Here is a 14,282-nt window from a genome sequence, read left to right on the forward strand (position 1 = left end):
GGACGGCCATGATTGCCACCCGACAGGCACCCGCTGCCCTCCGTCGCCTGCGAGTCGGTCGTCGCCCGCGAGTCGGCCGTCGCCGACGAATCAGTCCACGTCGAGCGCGTCGCGGCGGCCGGCCGGGACGTACTCCGGGTAGACGTGGTCGTAGCCGAGGAGGCGGGCGATCGGTGCGAGGGCGCGGACGCCGAGGCGCTGGAGCCAGACCGGGAGGGCAGCGAGGAAGAGGAGGTCGTCGAACTCGTCGACGACCGGGGCCAGCCGCAGGGGGTTGAGCGGCATCCCGGACGAGGTGGCCGGGAAATCACGGCCGAGGCCGTACGTGACGTACATGAACAGCTCCGTGTCGAGTGCGGGCCGGACCTCCCCGACCAGGTGCAGTTCGTCCTCGCCCGCGTTCCAGAACCGGTGCGGGTCGCCCGCCGGAATCGTCACGTCCTCCCCCGGCCCGAGGCGCCGGGACGTCCCGTCGTGCCAGACGCCCAGCGTCCCCGCCTCGACCGCCAGGTACTCGTCCTGTTCGGGGTGGACGTGCCGCATCGGCCCGTGGGAGTTCGGTGGTGGCTCCAGCCACATCTCGAACCGGGCGTACTCCCCGTCCGTCTCCTCGGCGGTGGCCAGGTACCGGACACGCTTCCCGCTCCGCGGGGCCTCGACGGTCGGTCTCGCGACGGAATCCGGCTGCATCGGTGCAGCATACGGCGATGGCCCGTTTAGTTGTTCGCCCCTCGATACGACGGGGCGGGCCGGGGCCGCGCCTCCGGCGCGGCGCAACCGAGACTTTATCCACCAGACCGACCCACTACCCGACGAATGCCAGCCGACGCCCCCGTTCCCGAGATGGCAGACCGCGCCGCCGCGTGCGCCGAGCGCTTACGCGGTGCCGACGAGGTGTTGCTCTCCTCGCACATCGACGCCGACGGCCTGACCAGCGCCGGCGTCGCCGCCAGCGCGCTGGAACGCGCCGGCATCCCCTTCGAGGTGAACTTCGAGAAACAGCTCGACGAGGAGGCCATCGCGGCCATCGCGGCGACCGACTACGACACCGTGCTGTTCACCGACTTCGGGAGCGGGCAACTGGACGTCATCGCCCCATACGAGGACGCGGGCGACTTCACGCCGGTCATCGCGGACCACCACCAGCCGGCCGACGCCGACACCGAGTACCACCTCAACCCCCTGCTGTTCGGCATCGACGGCGGGTCCGAACTCTCGGGAGCCGGTGCGGCGTACGTCCTCGCGCGGGCGCTGGAGGGCGACGGCGACAACCGCGACCTGGCCCGCCTCGCCGTGGTCGGGGCGGTCGGCGACATGCAGGACACCGACGGCGAACTCCACGGGGCGAACGCGGGCCTGGTCGAGGACGGTGTCGCGGCGGGCGTCCTCGAGGAGGGGACCGACCTCGCGGTGTACGGCAAGCAGACGCGCGAACTCCCCAAGCTCCTCGAATACGCCAGCGACGTGGTCATCCCGGGCATCACGAACGACCGGAACGGGGCGGTCCAGTTCCTGAACGACCTCGACATCGAGGTCAGAGACGGCGACGACTGGAAGCGCTGGGTCGACCTCGACGCGGCGGAGCGCCAGACCGTCGCCAGCGGCCTGGTCCAGCGCGCGGTGCGCTCGGGCGTCCCCGCGGACCGCATCGACCGGCTCGTCGGGACGAGCTACACGCTCCTCGCGGAACCCGAGGGCACCGAACTGCGCGACGCCAGCGAGTTCTCGACGCTGCTCAACGCGACCGCCCGGTACGAACGCGCCGACGTGGGCCTCGCGGTCTGTCTCGGTGACCGGGGCGAGGCGCTCACCGCGGCCCGCGAGCTGCTGCGCAACCACCGCAAGAACCTCTCGGAGGGCCTCCAGTTCGTCAAGAACGAGGGCACGACGAAGGAGGACCACGTCCAGTGGTTCCACGCCGACGACCGCATCCGCGAGACCATCGTCGGCATCGTCGCCGGGATGTCCCTCGGCGCGAGCGGTATCGACCGCAGCAGGCCCATCATCGCGTTCGCGAACGAGAGCGCCGAGGAGGTGAAGGTCTCCGCGCGCGGGACCGGCCACCTCGTCCGCGACGGCCTGGACCTCTCGGTCGTGATGCGCGAGGCGTCACAGGCCGTCGGCGGCGACGGGGGCGGGCACGTCGTCGCGGCCGGCGCGACGATTCCACGCGGGCAGGAAGACGAGTTCATCGCAGAGTGCGACCGGGTGGTCGGGGAGCAGTTGGGCGACGGATAGTTTCAAGACCGTCCTGCGAGAGCGTAACCCATGAACGACCGTCTCCTCGACGACATCGTCCACGACCTGGACAAGGACCGGGCAGACAGCGAGTACATCAGGGACCGCTTCGTCGACGTCGGGCGCGAGTACGTCGAGAACGCCGACGACCCGACGACGGAGCAGGTCACGGTGCTCGTCGAGCACTTCGAGGACCGCGACCCCGACGATATCGACGAGGAAACCCTCTCGTTGCTGTGGACGATGTGTGGCGTCTTCCGATGGATGGTCGACGGACTCCCGCTGCAGGGACAGACCTCCGACCCGGAATGGCTGCTAGAGAAGCTAGAGTTCTGGGCGGCTATCAAGGGCGGAACGGACAAGTCGGACGAATCGTGAGGGGCTCGACGGCCCCGTCCTACTCGTAGAACCGCTCGGGCACGTGTCGCCGCAGTTCCGGCGGGAGCGCCCGGGCCAGGTCGGACCACAGCGTCGCGAGCCGCTTTCGCAGGGCGACGTACACCCCGCCGACCACGATCGTCACGACGACCAGCGGCGGCACCGGTTCCGGGAGCGTCAGGGCGGGCACGCCCAGCGCGCCGGCCAGCGCGAGGTCGCGCGGCGAGCCGTCGTAGGGGACGAGCCGGCGCGGCGCGAGCCAGCGGCCGTGGTAGTGGCTGTACACCGCCTTCTCGGACCGGCCCTCCCACGGGCGGAGTTCGAGGCCGCCGCCGTAGAGGTCCATCACGGGGTGCAGCGCCGCCGCGACGAGGAACGTCGCGAGCGCGAGCGTCCCCGTCGTCGGGATGGCGAGCGCGAGCACGACCGCGAGGCCGGCCGGGAACCAGCCGAAGACGGGGAAGTGAAGCGTCTTGCGGTGGCCCGCGTAGATGTCCAGGTCGGGGAACACGCTACCGGCGACCGCCGCCGCGACGACCGCGGCGGGGTCGCCACCGCCCAGTTGGACCACGAGCGTCGCGAGCAGGAGGCCCGCGAGCGCGTGGGTCATGGCCATCATCGTGGAATCGCATACGTCTCGGAGGTATACAAGGTTGTCCCGAGTGATGGTACTCTGTGACACGGTGGAGCGCGGGGGTTTTTCGCGGGGCGCTCCTATACACGACCATGCGACCCCACGGGGCGTGGCGGCGAAACGCCACGCTGCTCACGCGGACGGCACAGGTCGGACTCGTCGGCGTGTTCGTCGTCGGGATGACCATCCGCAACGTGAGCGTCGTGCTCAACGCCCTGTTAGCCCTCGGCGTGACGTTCCTCCCCGCCGTGCTCGAACGCGACCTCCGCATCGAGCTCGACCCGCGCTTCAGCGTCTACCTCGGCTTCGCGGTCTTCCTCCACGCCGTCGGCATGTTCCAGTTCTACGACGAGGTGTGGTGGTGGGACCACCTCACCCACACGCTGTCGGCGAGCATCGTCGCCGTCGTCGGCTACGCGACCGTCTGGGCCATCGATTCCCACAGCGACCGGCTCTACCTCCCCCGGCCGTTCGTCATGGTGTTCGTCCTCGCGTTCACGCTGGCGATGGGCGTCTTCTGGGAGGTCCTGGAGTTCGTCGGGCGCGAACTCGCCATCGCGCTCGACCTCGACCCCGTCCTCGTGCTGTACGGCCTCGACGACACGATGCTCGACCTCGTGTTCAACCTCGCGGGCGCGCTCGTCGTGACGCTGTTCGGCACCGACGCGGTGCGCGAACAGGGCGAAGAGCTGGCGGCGTGGCTGGACCGGCGCCGGCGTGAAACCAGCTAAGGGGCTCGGGGGTGAACCGGCGAGCGTGCGACCGGAACGCTTCCTCGCGGCCGACGCGGACCGGCGACAGCTGCTCGTCGTGCTGGTGCTGGTCGCCGCCGGCCTCGTCCTCGGGACCGTCCTGACCGGCCGGTACCTCTGGTTCCTGCGCGACCCCGACGCCCTCCGGGACGTGGTCGCTGGGTTCGGCTCGCTCGCGCCACTGGCGTTCGTCGTGCTCCAGACCCTGCAGGTCGTGCTCGCGCCGGTGCCGGGGCAGGTACTCGCGTTCGCCGCGGGCTACCTGTTCGGGGCGGGCCCCGGCTTCGTCTACAGTATGCTCGGTGCGACCGTCGGGACCTACATCGCCCTCCGGCTGGCCCGACGCTACGGCCGACCCTGGGTGGAGCGGGTCGTCGCGGCCGACGCGCTCGCCCGCTTCGACCAGTTCCTCGCCGAGTACGGCCTCGCGGGCGTGTTCGTGGTCTTCCTGCTGCCCGGCTTCCCCGACGACGTCATCTGCCTCGCGGCCGGGATGAGCGACCTCGACGTGCGCAAACTGGTGCTCGTCTCGGTGGCCGGCCGGACGCCCGGCTACCTGGTGCTGACGCTCTCGGGCGCGGGTCTGGCGCAGGAACAGGTGTACGTCTCGGTCGGGTTGCTGGTCGCCGCGGGCGTCGTCGGCGCCGGGCTGTACTGGCGTCGAGAGGCCCTGCTGGCCCGGCTCGCAGGGCTTTCGGGGCGGTAGCCGCCGGTCAGTCGTCCCAGACCGCGACGTCCTCCTCGCGGAGTTCGCCCTTCGCCTTCCAGGTGCGGGGCCGGAGCGCGATGACGACGAGGGTGACGTAGGCGAGCCCGACCATCACGGTGACGACCTCGCCGGAGAGCCGGCCGACGGCGGCCGTCTCGGGCCACGGGCGCTCGGTCGGGACGACGAACACCCGCGCCAGCCACGCCACGCCGAGGATGGTGAACAGCGGGAGGTACACCCGGCGGAGCCGGTGGGCCAGGGCCTCCTCGAAGGAGATCTTGATGACCGGCGTGCGGTAGTCCCGGGCGAGCTTTCGGCGCCACTCGGGGTCCGCGACCGGCACCGACGGGTCCAGCCCCTTCGCGAAGACGTTCTCCTGGAGGACCCGGACCCGCGAGCGCCACATGTCGTAGCCGCGGTAGCGCCGGGCCTCCATCACGAGGAACGTCGAGAGCATCACGCCCGCGATGAGGATGAGGTAGTGGGGGTGGTCGGGACTGGCGAACGCGAAGGTCAGGATGGCCGCGAGGGTGGTGACCGCCCAGTTCGTGGTGCGGTCCAGTCGCTCGCGCCAGAACTTCATCCGGTGTATCTCGCCACGGTAGAGGTGCGCCAGCGACGAACTCGGCCCCATGTCCGCCTCGAGCAGGCCGGCACCGATGTCGCGAGCCTCCTCGCTGCTCGGGTCGAAGGGCTCGTCGTCCGCCGTCATCGTGTTCCCACCCCTCGCGGTGTCACTACTCGGCCGCCTGCTGGAGCTGGGCGGTCTCGTCGTACTTCTCGCGGAACTCCCCGATGAGGTTGCCCATCTTGGCGTACCAGTCGTTGAGCATGCGCTGCATGTCGTCGGCGATCTGGTCGGGGTCGACCGGCTGGTAGACGTGGTAGTAGCCGCCCTGCTCGTAGTTCACCTGTTCCTGCTGGACGAAGCCCGACTGCTGCAGGCGCTTGATCGCCCGGTAGGCGGTCGAGCGCTCGCGGTCGACGCGGTCTGCGATCTCGTCGACGGTCAGCGCCTCGGGGCTCTCGACGATGGTCGAGAACACCTCCTTGTCCAGTTCCTTGAGTCCGTGGATACACTCCAGCAGGCCCTCGCACTCCATGTCCTGCTGCAGGTACTCCCGCATCGAGTTGGCCATCTCGTCCTGAACCTATGTGGTACGGAGGTAAAAGCCTTGTTCGATTCGTGCAACACCGCGCACGGGCGGCGAGAGGGCTCGCGGGACGGGGACGATTGCGGACCACGACGTCAGTCCGAGGCCCCCTCCGAGGCCCCCTCACTGGCCGCCTCCGCGTACTTCTCGCGGAACTCGCCGACCAGCATGCCCATCTTGGCGTACCAGTCGTTGAGCATGCGCTGCATGTCGTCTGCGACCCGTTCCGGGTCGGCCGCGTGGTAGACGTGGTAGTAGCCACCGTCGGCGTAGTTGACCTGCTGCTTCTGGACGAAGCCGGCGTCGACGAGCCGCTGGATGGCCCGGTAGGCGGTCGAGCGTTCGCGGTCGGTCGCGACCGCGACCTCGTCGATAGAGAGCGGCTCCGGGCTCTCGGCGAGCGTCCGGAACACCGCCAGGTCGAGGTCGCCGAGACCGTGACCACACTCCAGTAACCCTTCGCACTCCATGTCCTGTTCCAGGTATTCGCGCATCGAATCGGGCATCGTTGGTCGAGATGACGGGCCGTACGGCCAAAAGTATTGTGCAATATACGAAATACTATTCCAGCGAACTGTCGTCGCGACGTTACTGGAACCGGCCACGTTGTCGGGCGTCGGTCGGCCCGCCCGATGGCCGTGGTCGTGATTATTGGGAAGTGTAGTGAATCTTCCACACGAACGGTGACTGCGGCCGGGTGCAAGCGACCGGCCGCAGGTGACCGAGTGCGAGCGACACGCACGAGGCGGTCAGGCACCCGTGCGCGAGTGGTGAGGAGTGGGAGTGGTCAGCGGCGGAGTGTGAGGTCGGTGGCGGACCGGTGGGGTCGGTCTCAGTCGCTGGTGAGCGCGTCCTGGCTGGCCGCGCAGTTGTTCGGGCCGAGTTCGAGTTCGAACGCCTCCTCGTCGCTGGCGTCTTGCTGCCCGAGGTTCGTCTCGATGATGTCCACGTAGTTCGCCGGGCGCGGGGGCATGTCCGAGAGGACGAGGTCGACGAAGTCGTCCTCGTCCATGGTCAGGGCGTCCATCGTCTCGACGAGTTCGCCGATGGGCGCGGTGTAGGTCCCGTCGTCGGCGGGCGTCGCGGCGTCGCTGAAGTGCGCGCCACCGATGAGGACGTCGTCGTCCTGCGTGAGGACCTTGGTCTGCAGCGTGTCGTAGAGCTGCTTCGCGGCGTCGGGGGCGCCCTCGTCGCCCTCCTCGAGGTCGGGCCGGGCGACGCTCTCGGTGAACAGGCCGTCGCCGGTCGCGAGCAGGCTGTCGCCGACGAGGTAGGAGGTCATCCCGCTCGTGTGGCCGGGCGTGTAGACCGTCTCGATCTCGGCCGCGCCGACCTCGAGGACGTCGCCGTCCCCGGCGGTCTCCATCTCGTCGGCGTAGGTGACGCCGCGCGGGACCGCGTTCGCCGGGATGACGCCCGTGACGCCCTCGTCGGCGAGGTTTCGCACGCCGCTGATGTGGTCGGCGTGGATGTGCGTGTCGATGGCGTAGCGGAGGTCCGCGTCGAGGTCTGCGGCGTCAGCGAGGTAGCGGTCGGTGAACTCGCGCAGCGGGTCGATGACCGCGGCCTCCCCGACGGAGACGAGCATGTAGGCGAGGCAGCCACTGGACGGGCGCTGGTACTGGTAGAGCTTCCCGGGGCCGTCGTAGCGCGACACCTCGACGCGCTCGTAGATGCGGGCCCAGCCGTTCATGCCCTCCTCGAGGTGGACCACGTCGCGGCCGTCCTCGGCAAGCTTGCCGGCGACGAACTCGCTCGCGCCGCCCTTCGCGCACAGGACGACCAGCGGGTCGCCCTCGGGGACGCGGTCGAGCACGTCCTCGGGGACCTCGTCCTCGAGGAACTCGAAGTACGGCACGTTGGCGATGTCGACGTTCTCGCCCTCGATGTGCCACTCGGAGAAGTCGCTCTCCATGCGGGCGTCGAGGATGGTCACGTCCTCCCCCGCGTCGATGCGGGCCTTCAGTTCGTCGGGACTCAGTTCGTCGACGTCGATGTCTGTCGTGGGTAACGCGTCAGGGTCCATGCGTCACTCCACGCTTGGAGGTGGGTTGCAATAAGTATTGTGGATATTGCGCAAGACACTCAGAATAATTTGCATCGCCACGCGATGAGATAGCCAGAACAGAGCGATAATCTGCCTCGAAAACCAGAATACAGCCGCCAGAAGCGCTCCGTTGCCGGTATCGGTGAGACTAGCGCTTCTACTATTGTGCAATACACACAAATCTATATGGGCTGCAGACCCGGCCGAAAAAGCGTCGCTACAGCAAGGTCGTCAGTCCGCGGTGGGGTGGGTGGTGGTCGACTCGGCGCGCAGCTCCTTGATGCTGCTGTAGACGACGGCACCGCTGACGAGCAGCGCCGCGCCGAGGATGATCGCCAGGCTGATCGTGTCCGCGACGGGGACGTCCATGACGTTCCCGGCCTTGCGGATGGCGACCGCGATGGCGCCCAGCAGGAGCATCACACCGAAGTACACCTTGATCTCCTCCTCGTCGACCAGGCTGGTCGAGGCCGCGCCCATGCGGGCCCCGAGCGCGCTCCCGGCGAGCAGGGGGACGACGATGCTGAGGTCGACCGCGCCGGACTGGGCGTAGAGGAAGCTCCCGATACCGCCCGAGAACACGATCTCGAACAGGTCGGTCCCGACCGCGACGGGCACCGGCACCCCGATGAGGTAGAACAGCGCGGGCATACGGATGAACCCGCCACCGACGCCGAGGAAGCCCGACAGCAGGCCGGTCAGGAACGCGACCAGCAGTATCATCCACAGGGAGACGCTGACGCCCCCACGGAGACGGATCATCGGCGGGACGCGGTAGGACTGTATCTTCTTCGCGATGTCGGGGATGTCGTCGGCCGACACCTCCGCGTCCTCCTCGACGTCGTGGCTGATGCCGCCGTCACCGCCTTTCAGGGCGGTCCAGGTGACGAACACGCCGATGCCACCGAGCAGGAGGACGTACGCGACGCTGACGACGCTGTCCGCGTACCCCATGTGCTGGAGCCACTCGAGGCCGAGCTTCCCGACCTCGATACCGGCGGTCGTCCCGGCGATCATCAACACGCCGAGCTTGTAGTCGACCTGCCCGAGGTCGCGGTGTTTCAGCGTCGCGATGACGGAGGTCCCGAAGACGAACGCGAGGCCGGACGCGACCGCCACGTCCGTCTCGTACCCCATCACCAGCAGTGCCGGCGTGACGAGGAACGACCCGCCCATGCCGAAGAACCCGAACAGGATGCCGATGAGCACCCCGAAGCCCACGAACGTCGTGAGCAACAGGACGCTCATGCCGAGTACCTCCATGGTCAGGCACCCCGGATGGCGTCACGGATGATGGGGCCGAGGACGCGCTCGAGGAGGCCGTACCCCACGTAGAGGATGGCCGCCTCGACGAGCACGATCCCGATCAGTGCCGCCGCCTGTGCGTTCCCGCTGAGTGATTCAATCCCGAACATCGTGCACCTCGAACCGTAGTCTTGTACACTTCATGAGTTTCTGTACACGACACCGTAGCCGGCAGGACGTAATAACGGTTTTGGGAACACTGTGCAATACTATATCCCCATACCTCATACATGGTGATGCATAAGTTATCGATAGCTACAGCAGATATAGTAGTCAGTCTCCAGATACGTATCCGGACCATCCCAGCAGCCCGTAGCGCGCGCCAGCGACTGCCGGAAGGTAACTGTCGGAGAACAGGTCAGCTCGAAGTTACATCGTCGTGGTAGGTCGCCGGCGAGACGAGGCAGCAGTCGCCGAGCGTCCTGGCGGAGGTCGAGGTGCAGGAGCAGGGACCTGACGAGCGCAGGTGGCCTGTGCGGACGGCCGGGACGGATCAGCGACGCGACTGGGCGAACTGCGACAGTCCCGTCGGTCGTCCCGGGTGAGAGAATGGTGAGAACCGCGGTTGCACAACGCGTGCGTCGCGCGTGAGAATCGTGGTCGGCGAACCGCGGTCAGTCGGCGGAGGTGGGCGCCGAGCTGGCCTCGTCGTCGCGCGAGCGCCAGACGCCCTGGACGTACGCGCCGAGGAACATCCCGCCGATGCCCCAGAGGATGGTCAGGTTCCCGACGCCGAGGCTGGCGTAGGCCGCCCCCGGACAGATGCCGGAGAGGCCCCAGCCGACGCCGAAGACGGTCCCGCCGATGAGGACGTTGCTGTCGTAGTCCTTCAGGCGGCGCTTGTACTCCTCGCCCGTGAGGGGCGCGCGCCGGCCGGACCTGCTCATCAGCCAGAAGAAGAGGCCCGCGGTGACGCTCGCACCACCCATGACGAGCAGGAGGCCGAAGTCCTCGAGCTGGAGGAACCGCAGGACGACCTCAGGCCGGGCCATCTCGCTGTGGGCGAGGCCCACGCCGAAGATCAGTCCGCCGAGGGCGACGAGCCCGTAGAACGGCAGGCCCCGTCCCTGTGCCTGGCTCATATTCCCACCCCGAAGAACACGATGGCGTTCGCGGTGAGGATGGCGACGACGACGAAGGTCGCGACGTTGACCAGCGAGGTCTCCGAGAGCGACCCGACGCCACAGACGCCGTGGCCGGACGTACAGCCCTTCCCGACGCGGGTCCCGATGCCGACGAGGAACCCGCCGAGGAGGAGCCGCCACGGGGCGACCTCCGTGGTGAACCAGTCGCCACCCGTCGCGAGCGTGTAGAGTGCGGCACCCGACACGATGCTCAGGGTGAAGACGACGCGCCAGTCGCGCGAACTCGTGAAGCGGAACTGCTGGAACCGCGAGCGGTTGGAGACGTACGACCACGTCGACTCGAGGAACGTGCTCGCCCCCGCGATGATCCCCGTGCCGAGGTAGATGATCGCGGTGCCGAGCCCGATGAGGAAGCCCCCGAGCGCGTAGTGGGCGACGCCGTTGGGGAACAGCTCGATCATCGCTCGGTCAGCGACCCCCTGCAGCCGTGGTTGCGGTCGGCGCGACGCCGACCGTCGGTGCCTCTCGCCCGGCCGGGACCCCGGCCCGGGTGCGGGCGGTACTGTCGACCGACGCTGTGACGTCGGAGAAAGCGTGTTCGCTCATCTTCAGTCCAAGGTATCTGGTGTGCGCACTTAAGCGTTTGCATAGAATATCGCAATACATGCAAGACTGTCGCAGTTACCGACTGCTCACCTACGCGGTCTCGCACGCGATAACAGAGATATAGCCCGAATCGAGCCGCCCTCGAACAGCGACAGATATTTATTGTATAGCCCAATATTGTGGAGTACACGCAACAATGAGCACAGACATCAGCGCTACCGAGACCCTCGACGTGAAAGGAGAGAACTGCCCGATGCCCGTCGTCAAGACCAAGCAGGCCATCGACGGCCTCGACGCGGACGACGTGCTCGAAGTGGTCGCGACCGACTCCGGCAGCATGAGCGACATCAAGGGCTGGGCCGACACCACCGACGGCGTCGAGCTCGTCGGCCAGGAGGAGGGCGACGGCGTCTACCTGCACTACGTGCGCAAGACGGAGTGAATCATGAGCACCGACACGCCCGCATCGCAGGACGCCGACGCCGCCGTCGACGCCGAGGACGCAGCAGCCCTGCGTGCCCGCATCGACGACCTGGAAGCACAACTCGCCGACCTCGAGACCGAGGTCGCCGACGACCAGCAGAAGATGGTCATCATCGCCACGAAGGGGACCCTCGACATGGCCTACCCGCCACTCATCCTGGCGAGCACGGCGGCCGCCTTCGGCTGGGACGTGACCGTCTTCCACACGTTCTGGGGACTGGACATCCTGCACGAGAAGCACTCGAAGAACCTCTCGCTCAGCGCGGTCGGCAACCCCAACATGCCGATGCCCAACGCCATCGCGGCCCTCCCAGGGATGGACCGCATGGCGACGAAGATGATGGAAAAGCGCATCGCGGACAACGACACCGCGACCATCGAGGAGCTCATCGAGACGAGCCTGGACATGGGTGTGGAGTTCCAGGCCTGCCAGATGACCATCGACCTGATGGACTACGACGAGGACGACTTCTTCGACGGTGTCACCACCGGCGTCGGCGCGGCCAGCGCCCTCAGCGAGATGGGCGAGGCCGACATCCAGCTACTGGTCTGAGACCGTAGCTTGCGAGTCCCTTTCTCCGGCCGACCCCCGACTCAGGAGCCGAGCGTGAGCTCGCCCGCCACCTCGGGGAAGACGACCGTCCCGTAGTTGACCAGCACCACGACCACGAGCGGGCCGAGGAACAGCCCGTACCAGCCGAACACCAGCGACCCGAGGACGTAGCCGAGCAGTATCAGCCCCATGTGGAGGCCGCTGCGCGAGGCGAGGAACGACCGGACGAAGAAGTCCGGAATCGTGTCCACCAGCACGACCGCGACGCCGAGGAACAGGACCGGGTAGAAGCCCGGCACCGTCCCCAGCAGCGCCGCGACCGCGAGGTAGGCCCCGTAGGGCAGGTAGACGATCTTCATGCCGACGACCGGGACCAGCATCCCGATGCCCGTGAGCAGCCCGAGCAGGATGGGCGTCGTCACGACCGCCGGCCCCGGCACCAGCAGGTTCAACAGCAGGTAGGTCACGGTCGCGATGACCGCCGAGACGGCGACCGTCGCGAGGTTGCCGAAGAACACCGTCTCGAGGTCCCCATCGACCGTATCGAGGAACTCCTGGGTGTCCTCGCCCAGGTCGACGGACTCGCAGAACCACGCACGGAGCCGGTAGTCGTCCCGCAGCAGGTAGAACAGGAACACGGTCAGGAGGAACACCCGCGAGAGGACGCCGAAGAGCACGGTCGTCACCGCGGCGACCCGCCGCAGTGCGGTCTCCAGCAGGGCCCTGTGCCCGGAGACGGCGGTCGACCCGCCCTGCAGGCGTCCCCACAGGCGTTCGAGTTTCCCCTCGCGCGCGAGGTCGAGGTAGGGCTGGAACGCGGGCCGGTACTGCCGTAGTTCGGGGGCCGCCAGCACCGTCCTGAGTTCCTGTAACCCGAGGACGGCGGCGTAGCCACAGACCAGCAGTATCGGGACCGCGACCGCGAGCACGGTCACGGTGACGCGGACGTTCGCGTGCGAGATGCGGTCGTCGAGCCGCCGGCGGATCGGCCGCATCGCGTAGTAGAGGAAGACCGCGAACACCAGCGAGCCGAGGTACTGGAACAGGGTGAGTGCGACCACGGCAGCCAGTGCGACGCCGAGGCCGACCCAGACCAGCCGGTCGTCCGCGCGGTCGGCGAGCAGGGGCATACCGGGACGAGTCGCTCGCCGCGGAAAAACGACCGACCCACGTATCTGGCCCGCCCCGTCAGCGGTCGATGACGGTCATGACGGCGAAGGCCGCCCCCGCGAGCACCAGCAGCGCCTGGAGATTGGCGGTGACCGCGCGGAACAGCGGGCTGCCGAGGAGCGCCTGGAACAGCAGGACGTACGCGATACCCACCGCACAGGCCAGCGACAGCAGTGCCCGTCGGCCGAGGTCGCTCCGGTGACCGACGTACAGCAGGGCCGTGAGGAACAGCGACAGCACGGCTTCGGGGGCAGGGGACGACATCGTCTCGATACCGCATTGTTCGCCCACTGTTTTCAATCAACTGACCGACTCAGTCTTCGATTCGTGGTACCGTGGGACGTGGTAGACGGCTTTCGACCGCGCCGGGCCCCGGCTAGTCGAGCGTCACGTCGTCGGCGAGCAATCGCTCCTCGACGTAGGCGTCGACCTCGGCCATGGCGGCTTCCCGGTCGAACGTCGACGTGGCGCCCCGGAAGATGGTCCCCATCCCGATGGTGACCAGCATGTCCGCGACCTGCGTGGCGTCCACCTCGCGGAAGACCCCCTCGATGATGCCGCGCTCGATGATGTCCGCGAAGGTCCCGCGGAAGGCCGCGTCGATATCGGTGAAGCGCTCGCGGAACGCGGGTTCGTTGACGCCCTGGGCCCGGACCTCGACGAGCGGCCCGCGCTCCATCGCGTTCTTCTCGCGGATCGGTGCGTCGGGTGGGACCTCGCCCGGGACCGTATCGATGATATCGCCCGCGACGTCCTCGTCCATCGGGCCAGCGACCATCAGCTGGGCGTGGCGGCGCAGGTCCTCGACCGGGTCGTCGCTGAAACGGATGTCGAAGCCCGACCCGAACTGCCCGTACATGAACTCCATGAACGAGAGCAGGAGGTCGTCTTTCCCGTCGTAGAAGTGGTAGAAGGAGGACTTGCTGAGGCCGGCCTCGTCGGCGATTCGCTGGATGGAGAGCCCGGCGTACCCGTACTCGCGCAGCGCCCGGAACGTCGCGTGCATGATCTTCTCGCGGGTGTCGGTCGGTTCGGCGGTGAAGGGCCCGTCGCTCATACCGACCGAATATTCGGTCGGTCCGTAAAAGCGTGCCGCGCGGGCCTGCCACGGCGGAGACGCCGAAAGATTGATTACTTACCGAACGTTCGTTCGACACATGCCTACCGA

20 protein-coding genes are annotated in these 14,282 nt (G+C 67.9%); 6 read left to right on the top strand and 14 right to left on the bottom strand.

The genetic code is table 11. The annotated features are described in order from the left end of the window. Positions 1-90: 90 nt before the first annotated feature. Positions 91-690, bottom strand: coding sequence for a cupin domain-containing protein (locus NOV86_RS10050; protein WP_267641228.1), 600 nt, complete (start codon positions 688-690; stop codon positions 91-93). Positions 691-816: 126 nt separating this feature from the next. On the opposite strand from NOV86_RS10050, the gene recJ reads away from it, so the two are divergent. Together recJ and NOV86_RS10060 are read left to right on the top strand one after the other, a co-directional pair. Then, the gene (gene recJ, locus NOV86_RS10055; protein WP_267641229.1) at positions 817-2,238 is read left to right on the top strand and encodes a RecJ family nuclease; all 1,422 of its coding nucleotides are present in this window, start codon (positions 817-819) and stop codon (positions 2,236-2,238) included. A 30-nt stretch (positions 2,239-2,268) separates the two neighbouring features. Further along, entirely contained in the window at positions 2,269-2,616 is a 348-nt protein-coding gene (locus NOV86_RS10060) for a hypothetical protein (RefSeq protein WP_267641231.1), read from the top strand. A 19-nt stretch (positions 2,617-2,635) separates the two neighbouring features. Here the strand turns inward: NOV86_RS10060 and NOV86_RS10065 are convergent, their stop codons facing one another. Next, positions 2,636-3,235, bottom strand: a complete 600-nt coding sequence (locus NOV86_RS10065) for a metal-dependent hydrolase (protein WP_267641233.1) — start codon at positions 3,233-3,235, stop codon at positions 2,636-2,638. Between the two features lie 107 nt (positions 3,236-3,342). On the opposite strand from NOV86_RS10065, the gene NOV86_RS10070 reads away from it, so the two are divergent. Beyond that, positions 3,343-3,981, top strand: a complete 639-nt coding sequence (locus tag NOV86_RS10070) for a DUF2238 domain-containing protein (RefSeq protein ID WP_267641234.1) — start codon at positions 3,343-3,345, stop codon at positions 3,979-3,981. Between the two features lie 25 nt (positions 3,982-4,006). After that, positions 4,007-4,708 carry a TVP38/TMEM64 family protein gene (locus NOV86_RS10075; RefSeq protein WP_267641235.1) on the top strand — a complete coding sequence of 234 codons (702 nt, stop codon included), beginning with the start codon at positions 4,007-4,009 and terminating at the stop codon, positions 4,706-4,708. Between the two features lie 7 nt (positions 4,709-4,715). Here NOV86_RS10075 and NOV86_RS10080 read toward each other — a convergent pair whose 3' ends face one another. The 9 genes from NOV86_RS10080 to NOV86_RS10120 all read right to left on the bottom strand — a co-directional run bounded on the left by NOV86_RS10080 (position 4,716) and on the right by NOV86_RS10120 (position 10,908). Next, a complete protein-coding gene (locus NOV86_RS10080; protein ID WP_267641236.1) occupies positions 4,716-5,423 on the bottom strand; it encodes a DUF2270 domain-containing protein in 708 nt (235 codons plus the stop codon). A 25-nt stretch (positions 5,424-5,448) separates the two neighbouring features. Further along, positions 5,449-5,850: a helix-turn-helix domain-containing protein gene (locus NOV86_RS10085; protein WP_267641238.1), complete on the bottom strand. Its 402-nt coding sequence runs from the start codon at positions 5,848-5,850 to the stop codon at positions 5,449-5,451. Positions 5,851-5,960: 110 nt separating this feature from the next. Next, positions 5,961-6,371 carry a helix-turn-helix domain-containing protein gene (locus NOV86_RS10090; RefSeq protein WP_267641240.1) on the bottom strand — a complete coding sequence of 137 codons (411 nt, stop codon included), beginning with the start codon at positions 6,369-6,371 and terminating at the stop codon, positions 5,961-5,963. Between the two features lie 326 nt (positions 6,372-6,697). Continuing rightward, a complete protein-coding gene (locus NOV86_RS10095) occupies positions 6,698-7,891 on the bottom strand; it encodes an MBL fold metallo-hydrolase (protein WP_267641242.1) in 1,194 nt (397 codons plus the stop codon). A 252-nt stretch (positions 7,892-8,143) separates the two neighbouring features. Next, positions 8,144-9,175, bottom strand: a complete 1,032-nt coding sequence (locus NOV86_RS10100) for a sulfite exporter TauE/SafE family protein (RefSeq protein WP_267641244.1) — start codon at positions 9,173-9,175, stop codon at positions 8,144-8,146. A 2-nt stretch (positions 9,176-9,177) separates the two neighbouring features. Then, positions 9,178-9,327, bottom strand: coding sequence for a DUF7512 family protein (locus NOV86_RS10105; protein WP_267641245.1), 150 nt, complete (start codon positions 9,325-9,327; stop codon positions 9,178-9,180). Positions 9,328-9,831: 504 nt separating this feature from the next. Beyond that, positions 9,832-10,299, bottom strand: a complete 468-nt coding sequence (locus NOV86_RS10110; RefSeq protein WP_267641247.1) for a DUF6691 family protein — start codon at positions 10,297-10,299, stop codon at positions 9,832-9,834. Further along, positions 10,296-10,787 carry a YeeE/YedE family protein gene (locus NOV86_RS10115; protein ID WP_438266718.1) on the bottom strand — a complete coding sequence of 164 codons (492 nt, stop codon included), beginning with the start codon at positions 10,785-10,787 and terminating at the stop codon, positions 10,296-10,298. The genes NOV86_RS10110 and NOV86_RS10115 overlap by 4 nt, the downstream gene beginning before the upstream one ends. Further along, positions 10,771-10,908 carry a hypothetical protein gene (locus tag NOV86_RS10120; RefSeq protein WP_267641250.1) on the bottom strand — a complete coding sequence of 46 codons (138 nt, stop codon included), beginning with the start codon at positions 10,906-10,908 and terminating at the stop codon, positions 10,771-10,773. Before NOV86_RS10120 ends, NOV86_RS10115 begins: the two co-directional genes overlap by 17 nt. A gap of 196 nt (positions 10,909-11,104) precedes the next feature. On the opposite strand from NOV86_RS10120, the gene NOV86_RS10125 reads away from it, so the two are divergent. Both NOV86_RS10125 and NOV86_RS10130 read left to right on the top strand, forming a co-directional pair. Next, positions 11,105-11,350: a sulfurtransferase TusA family protein gene (locus NOV86_RS10125; RefSeq protein WP_267641252.1), complete on the top strand. Its 246-nt coding sequence runs from the start codon at positions 11,105-11,107 to the stop codon at positions 11,348-11,350. Between the two features lie 3 nt (positions 11,351-11,353). Beyond that, entirely contained in the window at positions 11,354-11,944 is a 591-nt protein-coding gene (locus NOV86_RS10130; RefSeq protein WP_267641254.1) for a DsrE/DsrF/DrsH-like family protein, read from the top strand. Between the two features lie 41 nt (positions 11,945-11,985). Here NOV86_RS10130 and NOV86_RS10135 read toward each other — a convergent pair whose 3' ends face one another. From NOV86_RS10135 to NOV86_RS10145, 3 genes are all read right to left on the bottom strand, one after another. Further along, positions 11,986-13,074, bottom strand: a complete 1,089-nt coding sequence (locus tag NOV86_RS10135; protein ID WP_267641256.1) for an AI-2E family transporter — start codon at positions 13,072-13,074, stop codon at positions 11,986-11,988. A 58-nt stretch (positions 13,075-13,132) separates the two neighbouring features. Further along, a complete protein-coding gene (locus NOV86_RS10140; protein WP_267641258.1) occupies positions 13,133-13,378 on the bottom strand; it encodes a hypothetical protein in 246 nt (81 codons plus the stop codon). A gap of 112 nt (positions 13,379-13,490) precedes the next feature. Next, complete coding sequence (locus NOV86_RS10145) at positions 13,491-14,171, bottom strand: TetR/AcrR family transcriptional regulator (protein ID WP_267641260.1); 681 nt, start codon at positions 14,169-14,171, stop codon at positions 13,491-13,493. Between the last annotated feature and the right edge of the window lie 111 nt (positions 14,172-14,282).

The sequence above is a fragment of the Haloarchaeobius amylolyticus genome (assembly GCF_026616195.1).
Classification (GTDB): domain Archaea; phylum Halobacteriota; class Halobacteria; order Halobacteriales; family Natrialbaceae; genus Haloarchaeobius; species Haloarchaeobius amylolyticus.

Bases quoted from the DNA above. Each gene is read 5' to 3' on its own strand.
- NOV86_RS10090 (WP_267641240.1), bottom strand. From the start codon at position 6,371: ATGCCCGATTCGATGCGCGAATACCTGGAACAGGACATGGAGTGCGAA.
- NOV86_RS10120 (WP_267641250.1), bottom strand. From the start codon at position 10,908: ATGAGCGAACACGCTTTCTCCGACGTCACAGCGTCGGTCGACAGTACC.
- NOV86_RS10135 (WP_267641256.1), bottom strand. From the start codon at position 13,074: ATGCCCCTGCTCGCCGACCGCGCGGACGACCGGCTGGTCTGGGTCGGC.
- NOV86_RS10080 (WP_267641236.1), bottom strand. From the start codon at position 5,423: ATGACGGCGGACGACGAGCCCTTCGACCCGAGCAGCGAGGAGGCTCGC.
- NOV86_RS10145 (WP_267641260.1), bottom strand. From the start codon at position 14,171: ATGAGCGACGGGCCCTTCACCGCCGAACCGACCGACACCCGCGAGAAG.
- NOV86_RS10130 (WP_267641254.1), top strand. From the start codon at position 11,354: ATGAGCACCGACACGCCCGCATCGCAGGACGCCGACGCCGCCGTCGAC.
- NOV86_RS10095 (WP_267641242.1), bottom strand. From the start codon at position 7,891: ATGGACCCTGACGCGTTACCCACGACAGACATCGACGTCGACGAACTG.
- recJ (WP_267641229.1), top strand. From the start codon at position 817: ATGCCAGCCGACGCCCCCGTTCCCGAGATGGCAGACCGCGCCGCCGCG.
- NOV86_RS10125 (WP_267641252.1), top strand. From the start codon at position 11,105: ATGAGCACAGACATCAGCGCTACCGAGACCCTCGACGTGAAAGGAGAG.
- NOV86_RS10050 (WP_267641228.1), bottom strand. From the start codon at position 690: ATGCAGCCGGATTCCGTCGCGAGACCGACCGTCGAGGCCCCGCGGAGC.
- NOV86_RS10110 (WP_267641247.1), bottom strand. From the start codon at position 10,299: ATGAGCCAGGCACAGGGACGGGGCCTGCCGTTCTACGGGCTCGTCGCC.
- NOV86_RS10105 (WP_267641245.1), bottom strand. From the start codon at position 9,327: ATGTTCGGGATTGAATCACTCAGCGGGAACGCACAGGCGGCGGCACTG.
- NOV86_RS10065 (WP_267641233.1), bottom strand. From the start codon at position 3,235: ATGATGGCCATGACCCACGCGCTCGCGGGCCTCCTGCTCGCGACGCTC.
- NOV86_RS10140 (WP_267641258.1), bottom strand. From the start codon at position 13,378: ATGTCGTCCCCTGCCCCCGAAGCCGTGCTGTCGCTGTTCCTCACGGCC.
- NOV86_RS10100 (WP_267641244.1), bottom strand. From the start codon at position 9,175: ATGGAGGTACTCGGCATGAGCGTCCTGTTGCTCACGACGTTCGTGGGC.
- NOV86_RS10060 (WP_267641231.1), top strand. From the start codon at position 2,269: ATGAACGACCGTCTCCTCGACGACATCGTCCACGACCTGGACAAGGAC.
- NOV86_RS10085 (WP_267641238.1), bottom strand. From the start codon at position 5,850: ATGGCCAACTCGATGCGGGAGTACCTGCAGCAGGACATGGAGTGCGAG.
- NOV86_RS10070 (WP_267641234.1), top strand. From the start codon at position 3,343: ATGCGACCCCACGGGGCGTGGCGGCGAAACGCCACGCTGCTCACGCGG.